Raw genomic sequence first — 15,085 nt, 5'->3', positions numbered from 1 at the left:
CCCGTTCAGGGGCCGACCGGGGTCGACAGGGGAAGTGTTGGATAGTTTCATAGTGTTACGGCGGTCATAGCGGTGGGGAAACGCCCGGTCCCATTCCGAACCCGGAAGCTAAGCCTGCCAGCGCCGATGGTACTGCACTGGAGACGGTGTGGGAGAGTAGGACGCCGCCGGACTTCTTTCACCCCTGGCCCCTCGCACACGCGAGGGGCCAGGGGTATTTCTGCGTCCACACCGCTGTGAGACCAGGGCCGGTGGCGGTTCACGGCCAGTGCGTCCCGGGCCGGTGGGGCCCGGGACGCGGCGCGTCAGCGGGTGAACCAGTCGCGGGTCCGCACCAGCTGCGCGATCACCACGATCGGCAGCAGCAGCGTCACCACGTACACCAGGTTCGCCGTTCCCGCCGCGACCTGCACGACGCGGTCGACGACCAGCAGCCCCTCGATCACCAGGGCCAGGACCCACGCCCACTTCCGCGCCTTCAGCAAGAACACCGCGGCGACGGCCGTGCCGCCGAGCGTCAGCGCGTAGACCAGCAGCGGCAGCACCTCGCCGCTGAGGTCCACGGGCCCGCTGCCCAGCACCCCCACCGAGATCAGCACGCTCGCCGTGGACACCGCGACCTGGAACCACATGATGATGGCGGCGTTGCGCACCTCCAGCCGCCGGATCGTGTGCCAGTCCGCGTCCCGCGCGCCCTTCGTCGTCATCCCCAGGAACCCCTCAGCAGGTCAGATCGCGCGCCGAGCGGCGCGCTCGCCCAAGGCGTCGGCCCGCGGGACCCCGTCGTTACCCCGGACGGCTGAGGAGGAAAGCAGACGTCCCCCCACGCCCGCGGGCATGGGGGGACGTCCGGTGCCGAGCTGGGTCAGCGGGTGAACCAGGCGCGGGTCTTCACGAGCTGCACGATCACGATGACCGGCAGCACGATCCCGACGATGTAGAACAGGTTGACCGTCCCGTCGACCAGGCCGATCAGGCGGTCGAGGATGACCAGGCCTTCCCCGACCAGGGCCAGGACCCAGGCCCACTTGCGGGCCTGGGGCAGGTTCGCCGCGGCCACGGCGAGGACCGCGATGCCCGCGGCGCCGATCAGCAGCGGCACGGCCAGCGCGCTGAGGTCGACGGCAACGCCGTTGACGATCCCGACGAGGATCAGCAGGCCCAGCGTGCTGATCCCGACCTGGACCCACATGATGATCGCGGCGTTCTTGACCTCCGACGGCCGCTGCGCCAGGTGCCACGTCGTCTCGTTGGCGTCGTTCGTCGTCATCCCCAGTACCTCTCCACGAGCGCTCGCGCGCCGAGCGGCGCGCTTGCCCGGGGAGTCGACGCCGGGGAGGTCGGCGTTACCGCTGACCGTCAGGGCGCTGGGGTGAGCGCCGGGACGCGGTAGGAGGTGAAGTCGACCTGCCTGCGCAGGCGGAAGCCCAACTGCTCGTAGAGCCGGATGGCGTTCACGTTCTCCGCCCCGGTGTGCAGCATCGGGCGCTCGCCCCGGGCGCGGATGCCCGCCACGACGTGCCGGATGAGGCGGGTCGCCAGGCCTTGACCGCGGAACCCGGCGTCGGTGCACACCGCGCTGATCTCGGTCCACCCCGGCGGGTGCAGGCGCTCCCCGGCCATGGCCACCAGCCTGCCCTCCCGGCGGATGCCGACGTAGGTGCCCATCTCGACGGTGCGCGGCAGGAACGGGCCGGGCTTGGTCCGCTCCACCAGCGCCGTCATCTCCGCGACGTCCCCGGTGCCCAGCACGACCGCCTCGGCGTCGATCGCCCCCGCCACGCCGTCGTCGACCAGCTGCACGCCGGGGACGTGGAAGGTGATGTCCCACGCCGGTCGGGCCACCAGGGCGGGCAGGTGCGCCTCGGCGCCCGGCCCGAACAGCGCCGCCACGTCGTCGAAGGTGGTGGTGCCCGGTGCCACGCCCGCGAACGGGGACATGTCCACCGGGTAGCGGACCACGCTGCCGCGGCGCTCGGCCAGGTGCGCGTGCGGTCCGGTCAGCGACGCCCAGGCGGCGTTGTCCAGGATCGGGTCGTCGAGGATCGAGTCGGAGTCCACACCCGGCTCCAACCCGCGCGCGGCGCCCGCTGTTCCGCGCGGCGCACCAGCCCACCTCGTGGGACGGGGGTCGGTCAGGGCAGGCGGCGGGTGAGGTCGGTGAGCGCCTGCCCCAGCGGCAGGTCGACCCGGTGGGTGGCCAGGGGGTCGCCGCGGGTCTCGCCCCGGTTGACGATCACCACCGGGATGCCCGCCTCGGCGGCGCGGCGGACGAACCGCAGCCCCGACATGACGGTGAGGGACGAGCCCAGCACCAGCAGCGCGTCGGCGGAGTCGACCAGGGCGTTGCACAGCTCCACCCGGGGGCGGGGCACGTTCTCGCCGAAGAACACCACGTCCGGCTTGAGCACCCCCGCGCAGCCCGCGCAGTCGACGGGCCGGAACCGGGCCACGGTGTCCTCGGGCAGGAACACGTCGCCGTCGGGGTTGACCTCGTCGGTGCTGACGGCGAAGCCGGGGTTGGCCGCGCCCAGGCGGCGGTCCAGCGCGCCCCGCGAGCTGACCTCGCCGCAGTCCAGGCACACGACCCGGTCGAGGCCGCCGTGCAGCTCGACCACGGCGGGCGTGCCCGCGGCCTGGTGCAGGCCGTCGACGTTCTGCGTGATCACCCCGGCGAGGTAGCCGCGGGCGTGCAGCTCGGCGACGGCGTGGTGGCCCCGGTTCGGGTCGGCGCGGGCGATGGTGCGCCACCCGACGTGGCTGCGCGCCCAGTAGCGCTGGCGGGCCTCGGCGCTGCCGGTGAACTCGCCGTAGGTCATCGGGGTGTGCTTGCGCAGGCTGCCGTCGGCGCTGCGGTAGTCGGGGATGCCCGACTCGGTGGACAGGCCCGCGCCGCTGAGCACCAGCACCCGCCCGCGCCCCACGACGTCGACGACCTCGTCGAGGCTCCGGGTGCGGGGTAGCGGTGGCCCGCTGGGGGTGTAGCTCAGCGTGGGCCTGGTGCGCATGGGTCCATGGTACGTCCGCCGCGCGCGGTGCGCGGTCGCCTCAGCGGCGGCGGGCCCGGTGCTGGGCCCACCGCAGCCGCCACGCCGCGGTGTGGTGGCCCTTGGCGGCTTCGAGGTCTGCCACGTGCCGGAACGCGCGGGGCCGGTAGCCGGGGGAGTGGTCGCGCAGCAGCGCCAGCCAGGCCCCGGCGTCGAGGGGGGTGCCCGCGAACGCGGTGCCGTCGAGGTCGACGGTCTGGTCGCCGGTGACGGCGTCCGCGTCCAGCAGCAGGTCGGCCTCGACGCGGGTGCCGGTGAGGTCGAGCAGGGCGGTCAGCCTCGGGTGGTGGCTCGCCAGGCCGGTGAGGTCGAGCCTGCCGCCGACCCGCAGCCAGGCCAGGCCCAGGCCGGTGGGGGCGTCGAGGGTCAGCCCGGCCAGGTCGAGGTCGCCGGTGGTCGTGCTGCCGCGCATGTCCAGCGCCGCGCCCCCGGCGTTGGTGATGGTGGTGCCGCGCAGGTCGGCGGTGCCGAGGTGGGCGTCGGTGAGCACCACGGCGTCGCCGCCGGTGCGCCCGTCGAGGTGGGCGGTGCTCAGGTCGAGGGAGTCCCCGACGCGCACGCCCGCCGCGGAGAGGGCGGGGCCGTGGTCGTTGACCACCGAGGTGCCCGCGAGGAACAGGCCGTCGGACAGCTTCGCCCCTGCCAGGCGCAGGGTGCCGCGCGGCCCGGAGCCGCGCAGGCGCACCCCGCGCAGGAAGACGTCGTCCTGGACGTGCAGCCGCTCGCCGTCCACCGCGGGCCCGGCGAAGTTGACCACCTGGGCGTCGTCGAGCACGAGCTGCCCGCGCAGCCGGGCGCCCACCAGCCGCACCGCGCCGTCGGTGGAGGTGCCGCGCAGCAGCGCCCACGGGGCCAGCACCGCGGTGCCGACCCGGGCGCCGTCGAGCTGGAGGGCGGGGCCGGTGGTGTTGGTGACCCGGGCGTGGCCGAGCACCACCTGCTGCTCGACGCGCGCGCCCAGCAGCCGCACGGTGCCGTCCGGGCCGTCACCGGTCAGGGTGGTGTTGCCCAGCAGCACCGAGCCGTCGACGGCGGCGGCGTCGGCCAGCAGCGCGGGCCCGCTGTCGTTGCGCACCAGCGCGCCCTCGGCGTCGAGGGTGCCGCCGACGCGGGCCTGGGGGATCCGCACCGCGCCGAGGTCGCCGGTGCCGCGCAGCACGGCGTCGTCGAGCGCGAGCCTGCCGCCGAGCCGCAGGCCGTCGGCGAGCAGGGCCGGGCCGCCGGTGTTGGCCAGCACCGACGCGCTCAGCTCGAACCGGCCCGCCACCCGCGCCTCCACCGCGCGCACCACCCCGGGGGCGCCGTCGCCGCGGGCGACGAGCCCGCCCGCGGCGACCACGCCGCCGACGCGGGCCCGGTCGAGCAGCAGCGCCGGGGCGCCGCGCAGCCGGGCGGCCCGCAGGTCCAGGTCGCCGCCGACGTCGGCGCGCAGCAGCCACAGCGGGCCGCGGGCGGTCACCGCGCGCAGCCCCAGGTCGCGGTCGACGCGCAGGCCGACCCCGCGCAGCTCGGCCAGCTCGCTGCCGTCGAGGTCGAGGAAGGGCAGGTGGGCGAACTCGGCGGTCATGGGGTCGTCGAGGACGCAGCCGCGCAGCACGAGCCCGGTGGCGGCGCTGACGTGGTCGAGGTCGAGCGGGCCCAGCACGCGGGCGCCGCGCAGCCGCACGCCGCGCGGCGCGGTGGGGCCGAGCTCGCCGAGCAGCAGCGACCGCAGCACCGCGGCGCGCACCAGGTGGGACTCGTCGGTGCTGATGGCCAGCAGGTGCGGGCGCAGCCGGGGGCAGGCGGACTCGCCACCGCGCGCGGCGGCGGCCACGACCGCCCGCTCGGCGCCGGTGAGCTCCCCCTCGACCACCCCACCAGTGTGGATCACGGTGCCCGTCCCGGCCCGGTGGGGTCGCGGTCCCACGAAGTGGTTGAACAGGCGACGACCCGGGCGGCGGGAGCACAATCGCGGCATGAGCGCGCACCTGCGGAGGATGGGCTTCCTGACGATCGGGCTGTTCGACGGCGCCGACCCTGGCCCGGGGCACGAGTCGACGCTGCGGATCATCGAGCTGGGCGAGCAGCTGGGGTTCGACAGCGCCTGGCTGCGGCACCGGCACGTGCAGTACGGCATCTCCTCGCCGGTGGCGGTGCTCGCCGCGGCCAGCCAGCGCACCAGCCGGATCGCGCTGGGCACCGCGGTGATCCCGCTGGGCTGGGAGAACCCGCTGCGCCTGGCCGAGGACCTGGCGACGGTGGACGTGCTGTCCGGGGGCAGGCTCAACCCGGGGATCAGCGTGGGCCCGCCGATGCACTTCGACGCGGTGAAGGACGCCCTCTACCCCGACACCGCCGAGCAGGAGGACTTCAGCTACACCCGGGTGGAGCGGCTGCTGGGGTTCCTGCGCGGGGACCGGGTGGCCGACTTCAGCAACGGGGAGGGCTTCTTCGACGACTACTCCCAGCGGGTGGAGCCGCACTCGCCGGGGCTGGCCGAGCGGGTCTGGTACGGCGGCGGCAGCCTGCGCTCGGCGCGCTGGGCCGGTGAGCACGGGCTGAACCTGCTGTCGAGCAACGTCATCCGCGCCGAGGAGGCCGAGGACTTCGCCACCGTGCAGGCGGGGCAGATCCGGTTGTTCCGCGAGCACCACCCGCTCGGGGAGAAGGCGCGCGCCTCGCAGGGCCTGGTGGTGATCCCGACCGACTCCGCGACCGCCGAGCAGCGGGCCCGCTACGAGGCCTACGTCGCCAAGCGCACCCCGCGCACCAGCGGCCCGCAGGGGCCGGGACGGGTGATGTTCGCGCCGGACCTGCTGGGCAGTTCGGCGCAGATCGCCGAGCTGCTGCTCCAGGACCCGGCGTTCGCCCTGGTGAGCGAGGTGGCGTTCGCGCTGCCGTTCACCTTCGAGCACGAGGACTACGTGCAGATCCTCACCGACATCGCCACCCACCTGGGTCCCGCGCTCGGGTGGGGTCCTTCGGCCCCTTAACGAACGCCGCCGCCGGTCGATTCCCCCCGTGACGACGCAGTCCCGGGAGGAGCACGACGCGTGCAGATCGACATCTTCAACGAGATCCAGAACCCGCGGCCCTGGACGGCCGACGCCGAGCAGCGCAGGTTCCGCCAGGCGCTCGCGCAGGCGGAGCTGGCCGACCGCAGCGGGTACGGGTGCTGGTGGCAGGTCGAGCACCACGGCGCCGAGGAGTTCAGCCTGTCCTCGGCGCCGGAGGTGCTGCTGGCGGCCATCTCCCAGCGCACCGAGCGGATCCGGCTGGGGCACTCCGCGGTGCTGGCGCCGAGCCGGTTCAACCACCCGATCCGGGTGGCCGAGCGGGCCGCCACCCTCGACCACCTCAGCGGCGGGCGGGTGGAGCTGGGCCTGACCCGCTCGACGGTGCCGGAGTGGCGGCTGTTCAACGTCGACCGCGACGACGTGCGCGCCCAGACCGCGGCCGCGTTCGAGATGATCCCGCGGATGTGGACCGAGGAGCGGTTCTCCTACTCCGGCGAGGGTTTCGAGATCAACGACGTGCCGGTGCTGCCCAAGCCGCTCCAGTCGCCGCACCCGCCGCTGTGGCAGGCCGCGGCGAGCCCCGCCTCGTTCGAGGAGGCCGGGCGGCGCGGGGTGGGGGTGCTGGGCACGACCATGTGGGAGTCGCTGGAGCGCGCCGAGCGCATGATCAAGCTCTACCGGGCCGCCGCGGCGGCGTGCACGGACCCGGTGGGGTCGTTCGTCAACGACCAGGTCGGGTTCTTCACCTTCGTGCACTGCGCGGAGACCGACGAGCAGGCCATGCGCAACGGCGCCGCGGCGGCCGCGGCCTGGTACAGCACCCGGGCGCTGACCTTCTTCGAGGCGGCGGCGGACTTCCAGATGGCCATGGAGCGCCACCAGGCGCTGATGGACGCCGCCGACGGCGGTGGGCTGGCCGGGGAGTTCCTGCGCGCCGAGGCGGGGGACGCCCCCACCCCGGCGGCGCTGCTGATCGGCCGGATCCTGGGTGGGGAGCAGGTGCCCGAGGACGAGCTGTTCGAGGTGCTCTCGGCGCAGAACTCGCTGATCGTCGGGTCGCCGGACACCTGCCGGGAGAAGCTGCGCGCCTACGCCGACCTGGGCATCGACCGCCTGCTGTGCCTGCACCAGATGGGCGGGCTCGGCGAGGAGGAGGTGATGACCAGCATCCGGTTGATCGGTGAGGTCATCCCCGAGTTCGCCGGTGCCGCGGAGCCGGTGGGGGTCACCAGCGCACGGGGGTGACGCCGTCCCAGGAGACGAAGGTGCCGGTGGGGCCGTCGTCGGGCAGCAGTGCCAGGTGCACCGCGCCCGCGGCGGCCTCCGCCGGGTCCCCGTCGGCGGCCTGGGCGCGGGCGTTGAGGTCGGTGCGGCGCAGTCCGGGGGCCAGGCAGTTGACCCGGAAGCCGGGCAGGGCGAGGGCGTAGAACGCGGTGAGGGCGTTGAGGGTGGTCTTGGAGACGCGGTAGGCGGCCATCCGCCCGGTGGGCGGGAAGGTGGCGTCGGGGCCGACCGAGTCGGCCAGCGAGCCGGTGCCGCTGGAGATGTTGACGATGCGCGGGTGGGCGGCGGCGCGCAGGGCGGGCAGGAAGGCGGCGGTGACGGCGATGACGCCGAAGACGTTGGTCTCGAAGGTGGTGCGGTAGTCGGCCAGGCTGGTCTCGGCGGCGTCGCCCGCGTCCAGGCCGATGCCCGCGTTGTTGACCAGCACGTCGAGCCGGGGCACCCGCTCGGCGGCGGCGGCGATGGAGTCGGCGTCGGTGACGTCGAGGGTCAACGGGCGGGTGTCGCCGCCGATCTCGACGGCCGCGGCGGCGCCCCTGGCCGGGTCGCGCGAGCCCAGGTGGACGGTGAGGCCCGCCTCGGCCAGCAGCCGGGCGATCTGCTTGCCGATGCCCTTGTTGGCGCCGGTGACCAGGGCGGTGGCAGGCTGGGTGGGGGAACTCGTCATGTCCCCACGGTGCGCCCGGCCGGGTCGGGTCAACCAGGGACAACCGGTACCAGGCTGGTGGAGGTGGCCGTGCCCAACCGCGAACTCGCCCGCTTCCTGCGCGACCGGCGGGCCGCGCTGCTGCCGGGGGACGTGGGGCTGCCCGCGGGGCAGCGCCGCCGGACCCCCGGGCTGCGCCGGGAGGAGGTCGCGGACCTCGCGCACATGTCGGTGGACTACCTGACCAGGCTGGAGCAGGCCCGCGCGCCGCGGCCCTCGGTGCGCGTCCTGGAGGGGCTGACGGGGGCGCTGCGCCTCGACCGGGAGGGCCGCGCGCGGCTCTACCACCTGGCGGGCAGCCCCCTGCTGCCCGTCGGGCCGGTGCGTTCGGTGCGCCCGCACGTGGTGCGGATGCTGCACCGCCTGCCGGGCACCGCCGCGCTGGTCACCGACGCCACCTACGACGTGGTCGCGTGGAACCCGCTGGCGGACGCCCTGCACGGCGGCGCGCTGGCGGGCGGGCTCAACCTGGCGCGCAGGCGGTTCCTGGGCGGGCCGCGGGTGAGCAGCGGCGGGGCGCCGGAGTTCGGGGAGATCGTGGTGAGCAGGCTGCGCGGGTCGGCGGCCCGCTACCCGCACGACCCGCGGCTGGGCGCGCTGCTGGCGCAGCTGCGGACGAGCCCGGAGTTCACCGACATCTGGGACACCGAGCCGTTCCACGCCCCCGGGCACCGGCGCAAGCGCTTCGAGCACCCGGTGGTGGGGCGGCTGGAGGTCGATTGCGACGTCATCGCCCTGCCCGAGGACGACCAGCAGGTCGTGTTCATCACCGCCGACCCGGGGTCGCGGTCGGCGCGGGCGCTCAGCTCGCTGGCTGGATGAGGTCCCACCGGTTGCCGTGCAGGTCCTCGAACACGGCCACCGTGCCGTAGGGCTCGTGCCGGGGGTCCTCCAGGAAGACCACGCCCGCGGCGCGCATCCGGGCGGCGTCGCGCTCGAAGTCGTCGGTGTGCAGGAAGTGCGCCACCCGTCCGCCGCCCTGGCGGCCGACCGCGGCCCGCTGCTCGGGGGTGTCCGCGACGGCCAGCAGGATGCCGGTCTCCACCGACCCGGCCGGGGCCACGACCACCCAGCGCCTGCCCCCGCCCTGGTCGGTGTCCTCGCGCAGCTCGAAGCCGAGAGCGTCGCGGTAGAAGGCGATGGCCTCGTCGTAGTCGTGGACGAGGATGGTGGTCAACCCGAGGTGCGGCACGCCCCGCATGCTGCCGGCCGCCGCGGCTCAGCCCGCGTCCAGGTGCTCCAGCAGGAACGCGACCTGGTCGGCCACCACCGCCTCGAACGCCTCGCCGCGGTAGACGTCGAAGTGGCCCACGGGGTAGCGCAGCACGGTGCCGCGCGGGGCCGCCGCGGCGTGGCGCAGGGTGGGGCCTGCGGGGGCGACGGAGTCCTCGTCGCAGACGGCGAACAGGATCGGGCAGCGCACCCGCGCGGCGTGCTTGCCGGGCCGGTGCAGGCCGATGCGCAGCCCGATGCGGCCCGCGACGCGGTCGTCGAAGTCCACCCCGGGCGGGAACAGCGCCCGGTAGCCGGGTTCGGCGTCGGGGGCGGTCATCAGCGCGGCCGAGCCGGGCGGGCCCACCAGCGGGACGCGCACCGGGTCGGCGCCGCGCAGGGCCGCGAGCTGGTCGCGCAGGACCGCCGGGGTGAGCTTGAGCAGGCTGCGCAGGCCCAGGGCGCGCACCGAGGCGGGGCCGTCGGTGAACGGGCACTGCGCCACCACCGCGGCCACCCGGCGGTCGCGGGCGGCGACCTCGATGACGTGGCCGCCGCCGAAGGAGGTGCCCCACAGGGCGACGCGGTGCGGGTCGGTGCCGTCGACGGTGCGGGCGAAGGCGATCGCGGCGTGCCAGTCGTCGACCTGCCTGCCGATGTCGAGCAGTTGGCGGGGGTGCCCGCCGCTGGCGCCGAAGTGCCGGTAGTCGAACACGACCGCGGTCAGGCCCGCCTCGGCGAAGCGGCGGGCGTAGGCGTCGAGGCCGCCCTCGCGGGTGGCGCCGAGGCCGTGGCCCAGGACCACGACGGGGCCGGGTGCGGGCAGCGGGTCGGGCCGGTAGAGCCAGGCGGCGCACTCGGCGTCGCCGGAGCGGAAGCTGACGTCGGTGCGCTGCACCCGGTCCCCGTTCCCGTGCTGTCGTCCCTGGCCGTGTGGCGCCCGGGTGATCGTGCCATTGCCCGTTGGTAAACCCGCCAGTAGCCTACCGTCGAGTAGCAGGCAGTGGCAGCCCGTGCGGGGGCCGTCCTCGGGAACCGGAGGGACAGCGCATGCGGGCCTACGACGCGGTCGTGGTGGGGGCGGGGTTCGGCGGCATGGGTGCCGCGATCGAGCTCAAGCGGCAGGGTGTCGACGACATCCTCATCGTCGAGCGCGAGGACGACCTCGGCGGCACCTGGCACGTCAACCACTACCCGGGGCTGGCCGTGGACATCGCCTCGGTCACCTACTCCTACTCCTTCGCGCCCAACCCGCGCTGGCAGCGGGTGTTCGCCAGGGGCCCGGAGCTCAAGGCCTACGCCGAGCACGTCGCCGACACCCACGACCTGCGCAGGCACATGCGCTTCGGCACCGCGGTCGAGAGCGCGGAGTGGGACGCCGGACTGGGCCACTGGCTCGTGCGCTTCTCGGGCGGGGAGGCCGTGCACGCCCGCTACCTGCTCACCGCCACCGGGTTCCTGTCCCAGCCCAAGAAGCCCGACATCCCGGGCATCGACGACTTCGCGGGCACCGTGGTGCACACCGCCGACTGGGACGACTCCTACGACGCCACCGGCCGCCGGGTCGCGGTCATCGGCACCGGCGCCACCGCCGTGCAGCTCGTGCCGCGGCTGGCCCGCGCCGCCGCCGACCTCACCGTCTACCAGCGCACCCCGATCTGGGTCACGCCCAAGCTCGACGGGCGCATCCCCGGGTTCGTGCAGCGGCTGTTCGCCGCGGTGCCCGCGACCCAGCGCGCCGCCCGCGCGGTCAACACCGCGGTGCTGGAGCTGATCATGGTCATCGGCGTGCTGCACTACCGGCGGGCCCGGCTGGCCAACCGCGGCGCGGAACTGCTGGCCCGCGCCCACCTGCGCCGCCAGGTCCGCGACCGGGCGACCCGCCGGGCGCTGACCCCCGCCTACTCCTTCGGCTGCAAGCGCCCCACCTTCTCCAACGACTACTTCCCGGCGTTCAACCGGCCCACCGTGCACCTGGAGACCTCCCCGATCGCCCGGGTCGAGCCCGACGGCCTGGTGACCGCCGACGGCCGCAAGACCGAGGTCGACACCCTGGTGCTGGCGACCGGGTTCGACCTGTGGGACACCAACTTCCCCGCGTTCCGCATCACCGGCCGGGACGGGCGCGACCTGGGCGCGTGGTGGCGCGAAACCCGCTTCCAGGCCTACTGCGGCATCACCGTGCCGCACTTCCCGAACCTGCTGAGCCTCAACAGCCCCTATTCCTACAACGGCCTGTCCTACTTCAGCACCATCGAGTCGCAGATGCGGCACATGGGCAGGCTGTTCACCGAACTGCGCCGCCGCGGCGCCACCACCTTCGAGGTCACCGACGAGGCGAACGCCGAATTCCTGGACCGGATGACCGAACGCCTCAAGGACTCGGTCTTCACCCTCGGCAACTGCGCCCCGGCCCGCAGCTACTACTTCAACCAGCACGGGGAGGCGGCGCTGCTGCGCCCGACCTCGACCCACGACGGCAAGCGCGAGTCGACCCACTTCCCGCTGGAGTCCTACACCTACGCGTGAAGTCGGAAAAGGCTTCCTGGTAGGGATTCACCACCGTCGCGCGTTGTCGGGCAAGGGTCGATATGACACTTCCTGGACGAAATCGCGGCGGCCGGTGACGTGGGCCATTCGGCGGTGCAAGATCCCTCCTTGAGCGGCCCGGTACGGCGTCCGGGCACCGGCCGGGGGGAGCGGCACGTGGCAGCACCGGCGACAGCGCGGCGGGAGTTCGACGACGACGGCCGCCTCGACGCGGCGGTGCTGGGGCACCTGGAGCGGCTGCGCGCGGGCGACCGCGCGGCGATGGCCGACATCCTCGCCCTGGTGCGCCCGCACCTCATCCGCTACGTGCGCTACCGGATGTCCTCGCTGGGCACCGCCTACGAGGACGTCGCCCAGGAGGCGTGCCTGGCGCTGGTGAAGGCCGTCCCGACCTACCGGTGGGACGGCAAGCCGTTCCTGGCCTTCGTCTACGGCATCGCGGGCCACAAGGTCGCCGACGCCTTCCGCGCCCGCGGCCGCGACCGTGCCGACCTGGTCGCCGACCCGCTGGAGACCGCCGACACCGAGGCGGGCCCGGAGCAGAGCGCGCTCGACGCCGAGCTGCGCGCCCTCGCGGGCTCGCTCATCGCCACCCTGCCCGCCGCGCAGCGCGAGATCCTGCGGCTGCGGGTCATGGCGGGGATGAGCGCGGGGGAGACCGCCGCCGCGGTCGGCTCCACGCCCGGCGCCGTGCGCGTCGCCCAGCACCGCGCCCTCACCGCCCTGCGCCGCCGCTTGCTCGCCGCCCGCGCCGACCACGCCTGACCCGGCGGATCGCGTGCGGTGACCACGCGTTCCCCACCCGGACGCGGAACCGCCCGCCCCCGTGGTCCGGGGAGCGGGCGGTCGCGGGGTCGGGTCAGGGGAAGGCGGGCACGGCCTCGCGGGCGCGCTCGCGCTCGGCCTTGACCTCGGGCGGTTCGACGTGCGGGCCGGGCTTGCGGCGGGGGCCGCCGCCGGGGAAGGCCAGGCGCAGGATCGTGCGCTGCACCGTGCCCCACTGCTTGCGCAGCGGCCCGGTGTTGTACGGCAGTTCGTACCGCTCGCAGATCTCGCGGACCCTGGGGGCGATCTGCTGGTAGCGGGAGCTGGGCATGTCCGGGAACAGGTGGTGCTCGACCTGGAAGGACAGGTTGCCCGCCATGACGTGGAACAGCGGGCTGCCGTCGATGTTCGCCGCCCCGATGAGCTGGCGCACGTACCACGCGCCGCGGCTCTCGTCGGCCACCTCGTCCTCGGTGAACATGAAGGTCTGGTCCGGGAAGTGGCCGCAGAAGATGATCGCGTGCGCCCACACGTTGCGGATGATGTTGGCGGTGAAGTTGGCCAGCAGCGTGGACGTGAAGCCCGCGCGGCCCGACAGCGCCGGGTAGACCAGGTAGTCCTTGACGACCTGGCGGCGGGCCTTCTGCCCGATCGCCTTGACCTCGTCCCAGACCTGCTTCTTGGACTTGCGGCCCTTCTTGATCGCCTCGAAGTCCAGGTCGTGCAGCGCCACGCCCCACTCGAAGAACGCCATGAGCAGCACGTTGTAGAACGGCTGGGCCAGGTAGGCGGGGTTCCAGTCCTGGCGGGCGTCGATCCGCATGATCTCGTAGCCGACGTCCTTGTCCTTGCCGATCACGTTGGTGAACGTGTGGTGGACGTAGTTGTGCGAGTGCTTCCACGCCGCGGCGGGGGAGGCGGTGTCCCAGTCCCAGGTGGAGGAGTGGATGTTCGGGTCGTTCATCCAGTCCCACTGCCCGTGCATGACGTTGTGGCCGATCTCCATGTTCTCCAGGACCTTGGCGATGCCCAGGCCCGCGGTGCCCAGCAGCCAGGCGGGCTTGTACCGGGAGAACAGCAGCACCGCCCGCGACGCCAGCGCCAGCCTGCGGTGCAGGGTGATGAGGTTGCGGATGTAGCGGGCGTCGACCTCGCCGAGGTCGGCGAACACCTCGTCGTGCAGCGCGTCGAACTCGCGCGCGATCCCGGCCAGCTGCTCCTCGGTCAGCCGGTGCAGCGGGTTGTCCGGGTCGTAGGGCTCCGCGGTGCGCTTGGCCACCGGGTCTCCTTCCCTCACAGGTATCGCGCTCCAGGTCTTGCTCGCTCGCTCAAGGTCGATCTCGCTAGAGGTCGATCTCGATGTCGCCCTCGGGGGCGTTGACGCAGGTGCGCACCATCTGGCCGCTCGCGGTCTCCACGGCCCCGGTGCGCAGGTCGCGCACGGCGCCGTCGCGCAGCCTGCCCACGCACGAGTGGCAGATGCCCATCCGGCAGCCGTGCGGCAGGGTCAGCCCGGCGCGCTCGCCGCCCACCAGGATCGACACGCCGCTGTCGCAGTCGGCCTCGCCCTCGGTGACGCGGAAGCGCACGTGCCCGCCCTGCCCGTCGCCGCCGCCCACGCCGATCACCGGCTGGAACCGCTCGACGTGCAGGTTCGCGGTCACGCCCTCGGCGTCGAACCGCTCGGACACCGCGTCGATCATCTCCCGCGGCCCGGACAGGAACGTCGGGCGCCCGCGCCAGTCCGGGCAGTGCCGGTCGAGGTCGTCGGGGTGGAAGCGGGGCTGCTCCGCGGTGTGCACCTCGACCAGGGAGTACCCGGGGTTGCGCTCGGCCATGCCCCGCAGCATCGTCCCGAAGATCATGTCGTCGGCGGTGCGCGCGCTGTGCACGTGCACGACGTCGTGCAGCGCCGCGCGCCGCTCCAGCTCGCGCAGCATCGCCATCACCGGGGTGATCCCACTGCCCGCGGACAGGAACAGCGCCTTGTCCGGGGCGGGGGAGGGCAGGGTGAACTCGCCCTCGACCTCACCGAGGAACACCTGGGCGCCCGGCTGCACCCGGGAGGTGAACACCGGCGACATCCGGCCGCCCTCGGTGCGCTTGACGGTGATCGAGACGACCCCGCCGGGGTGGTCGGGGTCGGAGGTGATCGTGTAGGCCCGCCAGTGCCGGATGCCGTCGACCTCCAGGCCGATCCGCAGGTACTGCCCCGGGGTGTGCCCGGCCCACGGGAAGTCGGGCTGGATGACCACGGTCGCGGCGTCCCCGCGCTGCGGCTTGACCCGCACCACCGTCCCGGTGGCCTCGCGGGCGGCCCAGCGCGGGCGCACCAGCGCGAAGTAGTCGTCGGGCAGCAGCGGCGAGGTCATGACGCGCCCGACCCGGCGCACCCAGCGGCGCACCCCGGACAGCGCGGGCGGCGCACCACGCTCGACCATCCGACCTCCCCGTCAACGGCGTGCCCACGAGCATGCACCGCATCGGGGGACCTCGCAGCGCAACGGTGTGGAGGTGAACGA

The 15,085-nt window shown here is 74.2% G+C and carries 15 protein-coding genes and 1 rRNA gene; 6 read left to right on the top strand and 10 right to left on the bottom strand.

The window, feature by feature from the left end; genetic code table 11:
* The first annotated feature begins 56 nt into the window (after window positions 1-56).
* Window positions 57-173 (top strand): 5S ribosomal RNA (gene rrf / locus BJP25_RS13795).
* Between the two features lie 132 nt (window positions 174-305).
* On the opposite strand, the gene BJP25_RS13790 is transcribed toward rrf, so the two are convergent.
* The 5 genes from BJP25_RS13790 to BJP25_RS13770 all read right to left on the bottom strand — a co-directional run bounded on the left by BJP25_RS13790 (window position 306) and on the right by BJP25_RS13770 (window position 4,902).
* On the bottom strand, window positions 306-707 hold the full coding sequence (locus tag BJP25_RS13790; RefSeq protein WP_075975296.1) for a hypothetical protein: 402 nt from the start codon (window positions 705-707) through the stop codon (window positions 306-308).
* Window positions 708-865: 158 nt separating this feature from the next.
* A complete protein-coding gene (locus tag BJP25_RS13785; protein ID WP_075975295.1) occupies window positions 866-1,270 on the bottom strand; it encodes a hypothetical protein in 405 nt (134 codons plus the stop codon).
* An 89-nt stretch (window positions 1,271-1,359) separates the two neighbouring features.
* Window positions 1,360-2,061, bottom strand: a complete 702-nt coding sequence (locus BJP25_RS13780; protein WP_233158068.1) for a GNAT family N-acetyltransferase — start codon at window positions 2,059-2,061, stop codon at window positions 1,360-1,362.
* A 74-nt stretch (window positions 2,062-2,135) separates the two neighbouring features.
* A complete protein-coding gene (locus BJP25_RS13775; RefSeq protein ID WP_075975294.1) occupies window positions 2,136-3,008 on the bottom strand; it encodes an NAD-dependent protein deacetylase in 873 nt (290 codons plus the stop codon).
* A gap of 40 nt (window positions 3,009-3,048) precedes the next feature.
* Window positions 3,049-4,902, bottom strand: a complete 1,854-nt coding sequence (locus BJP25_RS13770) for a translocation/assembly module TamB domain-containing protein (RefSeq protein ID WP_075975293.1) — start codon at window positions 4,900-4,902, stop codon at window positions 3,049-3,051.
* Between the two features lie 103 nt (window positions 4,903-5,005).
* On the opposite strand from BJP25_RS13770, the gene BJP25_RS13765 reads away from it, so the two are divergent.
* Both BJP25_RS13765 and BJP25_RS13760 read left to right on the top strand, forming a co-directional pair.
* Window positions 5,006-6,022, top strand: coding sequence for an LLM class flavin-dependent oxidoreductase (locus BJP25_RS13765; protein ID WP_075975292.1), 1,017 nt, complete (start codon window positions 5,006-5,008; stop codon window positions 6,020-6,022).
* Between the two features lie 60 nt (window positions 6,023-6,082).
* Window positions 6,083-7,291 carry an LLM class flavin-dependent oxidoreductase gene (locus tag BJP25_RS13760; protein WP_075975291.1) on the top strand — a complete coding sequence of 403 codons (1,209 nt, stop codon included), beginning with the start codon at window positions 6,083-6,085 and terminating at the stop codon, window positions 7,289-7,291.
* Here BJP25_RS13760 and BJP25_RS13755 read toward each other — a convergent pair.
* On the bottom strand, window positions 7,272-7,997 hold the full coding sequence (locus tag BJP25_RS13755) for an SDR family NAD(P)-dependent oxidoreductase (RefSeq protein WP_075975290.1): 726 nt from the start codon (window positions 7,995-7,997) through the stop codon (window positions 7,272-7,274). The two genes, BJP25_RS13760 and BJP25_RS13755, sit on opposite strands and share 20 nt — an antisense overlap.
* Before the next feature lie 63 nt (window positions 7,998-8,060).
* Here BJP25_RS13755 and BJP25_RS13750 point away from each other — a divergent pair, with 63 nt between their 5' ends.
* Window positions 8,061-8,858, top strand: coding sequence for a helix-turn-helix transcriptional regulator (locus tag BJP25_RS13750; RefSeq protein WP_332888634.1), 798 nt, complete (start codon window positions 8,061-8,063; stop codon window positions 8,856-8,858).
* Here BJP25_RS13750 and BJP25_RS13745 read toward each other — a convergent pair.
* Window positions 8,839-9,237 (bottom strand): VOC family protein, encoded by a 399-nt coding sequence (locus BJP25_RS13745; protein WP_198943481.1) that lies wholly within the window; start codon window positions 9,235-9,237, stop codon window positions 8,839-8,841. The two genes, BJP25_RS13750 and BJP25_RS13745, sit on opposite strands and share 20 nt — an antisense overlap.
* A gap of 18 nt (window positions 9,238-9,255) precedes the next feature.
* Entirely contained in the window at window positions 9,256-10,146 is an 891-nt protein-coding gene (locus tag BJP25_RS13740) for an alpha/beta hydrolase (protein ID WP_075975289.1), read from the bottom strand.
* A gap of 152 nt (window positions 10,147-10,298) precedes the next feature.
* Between BJP25_RS13740 and BJP25_RS13735 the strand changes: the two genes are divergently transcribed.
* Both BJP25_RS13735 and shbA read left to right on the top strand, forming a co-directional pair.
* The gene (locus tag BJP25_RS13735; protein ID WP_075975288.1) at window positions 10,299-11,777 is read left to right on the top strand and encodes a flavin-containing monooxygenase; all 1,479 of its coding nucleotides are present in this window, start codon (window positions 10,299-10,301) and stop codon (window positions 11,775-11,777) included.
* Window positions 11,778-11,954: 177 nt separating this feature from the next.
* On the top strand, window positions 11,955-12,563 hold the full coding sequence (gene shbA / locus BJP25_RS13730) for an RNA polymerase sigma factor ShbA (protein WP_269844545.1): 609 nt from the start codon (window positions 11,955-11,957) through the stop codon (window positions 12,561-12,563).
* A gap of 94 nt (window positions 12,564-12,657) precedes the next feature.
* Here the strand turns inward: shbA and BJP25_RS13725 are convergent, their stop codons facing one another.
* Complete coding sequence (locus BJP25_RS13725) at window positions 12,658-13,842, bottom strand: fatty acid desaturase family protein (protein WP_084793977.1); 1,185 nt, start codon at window positions 13,840-13,842, stop codon at window positions 12,658-12,660.
* A gap of 64 nt (window positions 13,843-13,906) precedes the next feature.
* Entirely contained in the window at window positions 13,907-15,004 is a 1,098-nt protein-coding gene (locus BJP25_RS13720; protein ID WP_075975287.1) for a ferredoxin reductase, read from the bottom strand.
* Window positions 15,005-15,085: the final 81 nt, after the last annotated feature.

Source organism: Actinokineospora bangkokensis, assembly GCF_001940455.1.
In the GTDB taxonomy this organism is placed as follows: domain Bacteria; phylum Actinomycetota; class Actinomycetes; order Mycobacteriales; family Pseudonocardiaceae; genus Actinokineospora; species Actinokineospora bangkokensis.
The sequence above is the reverse complement of the archived record's forward strand: the minus strand, read 5'-3'. Positions and strand labels throughout refer to the sequence as shown.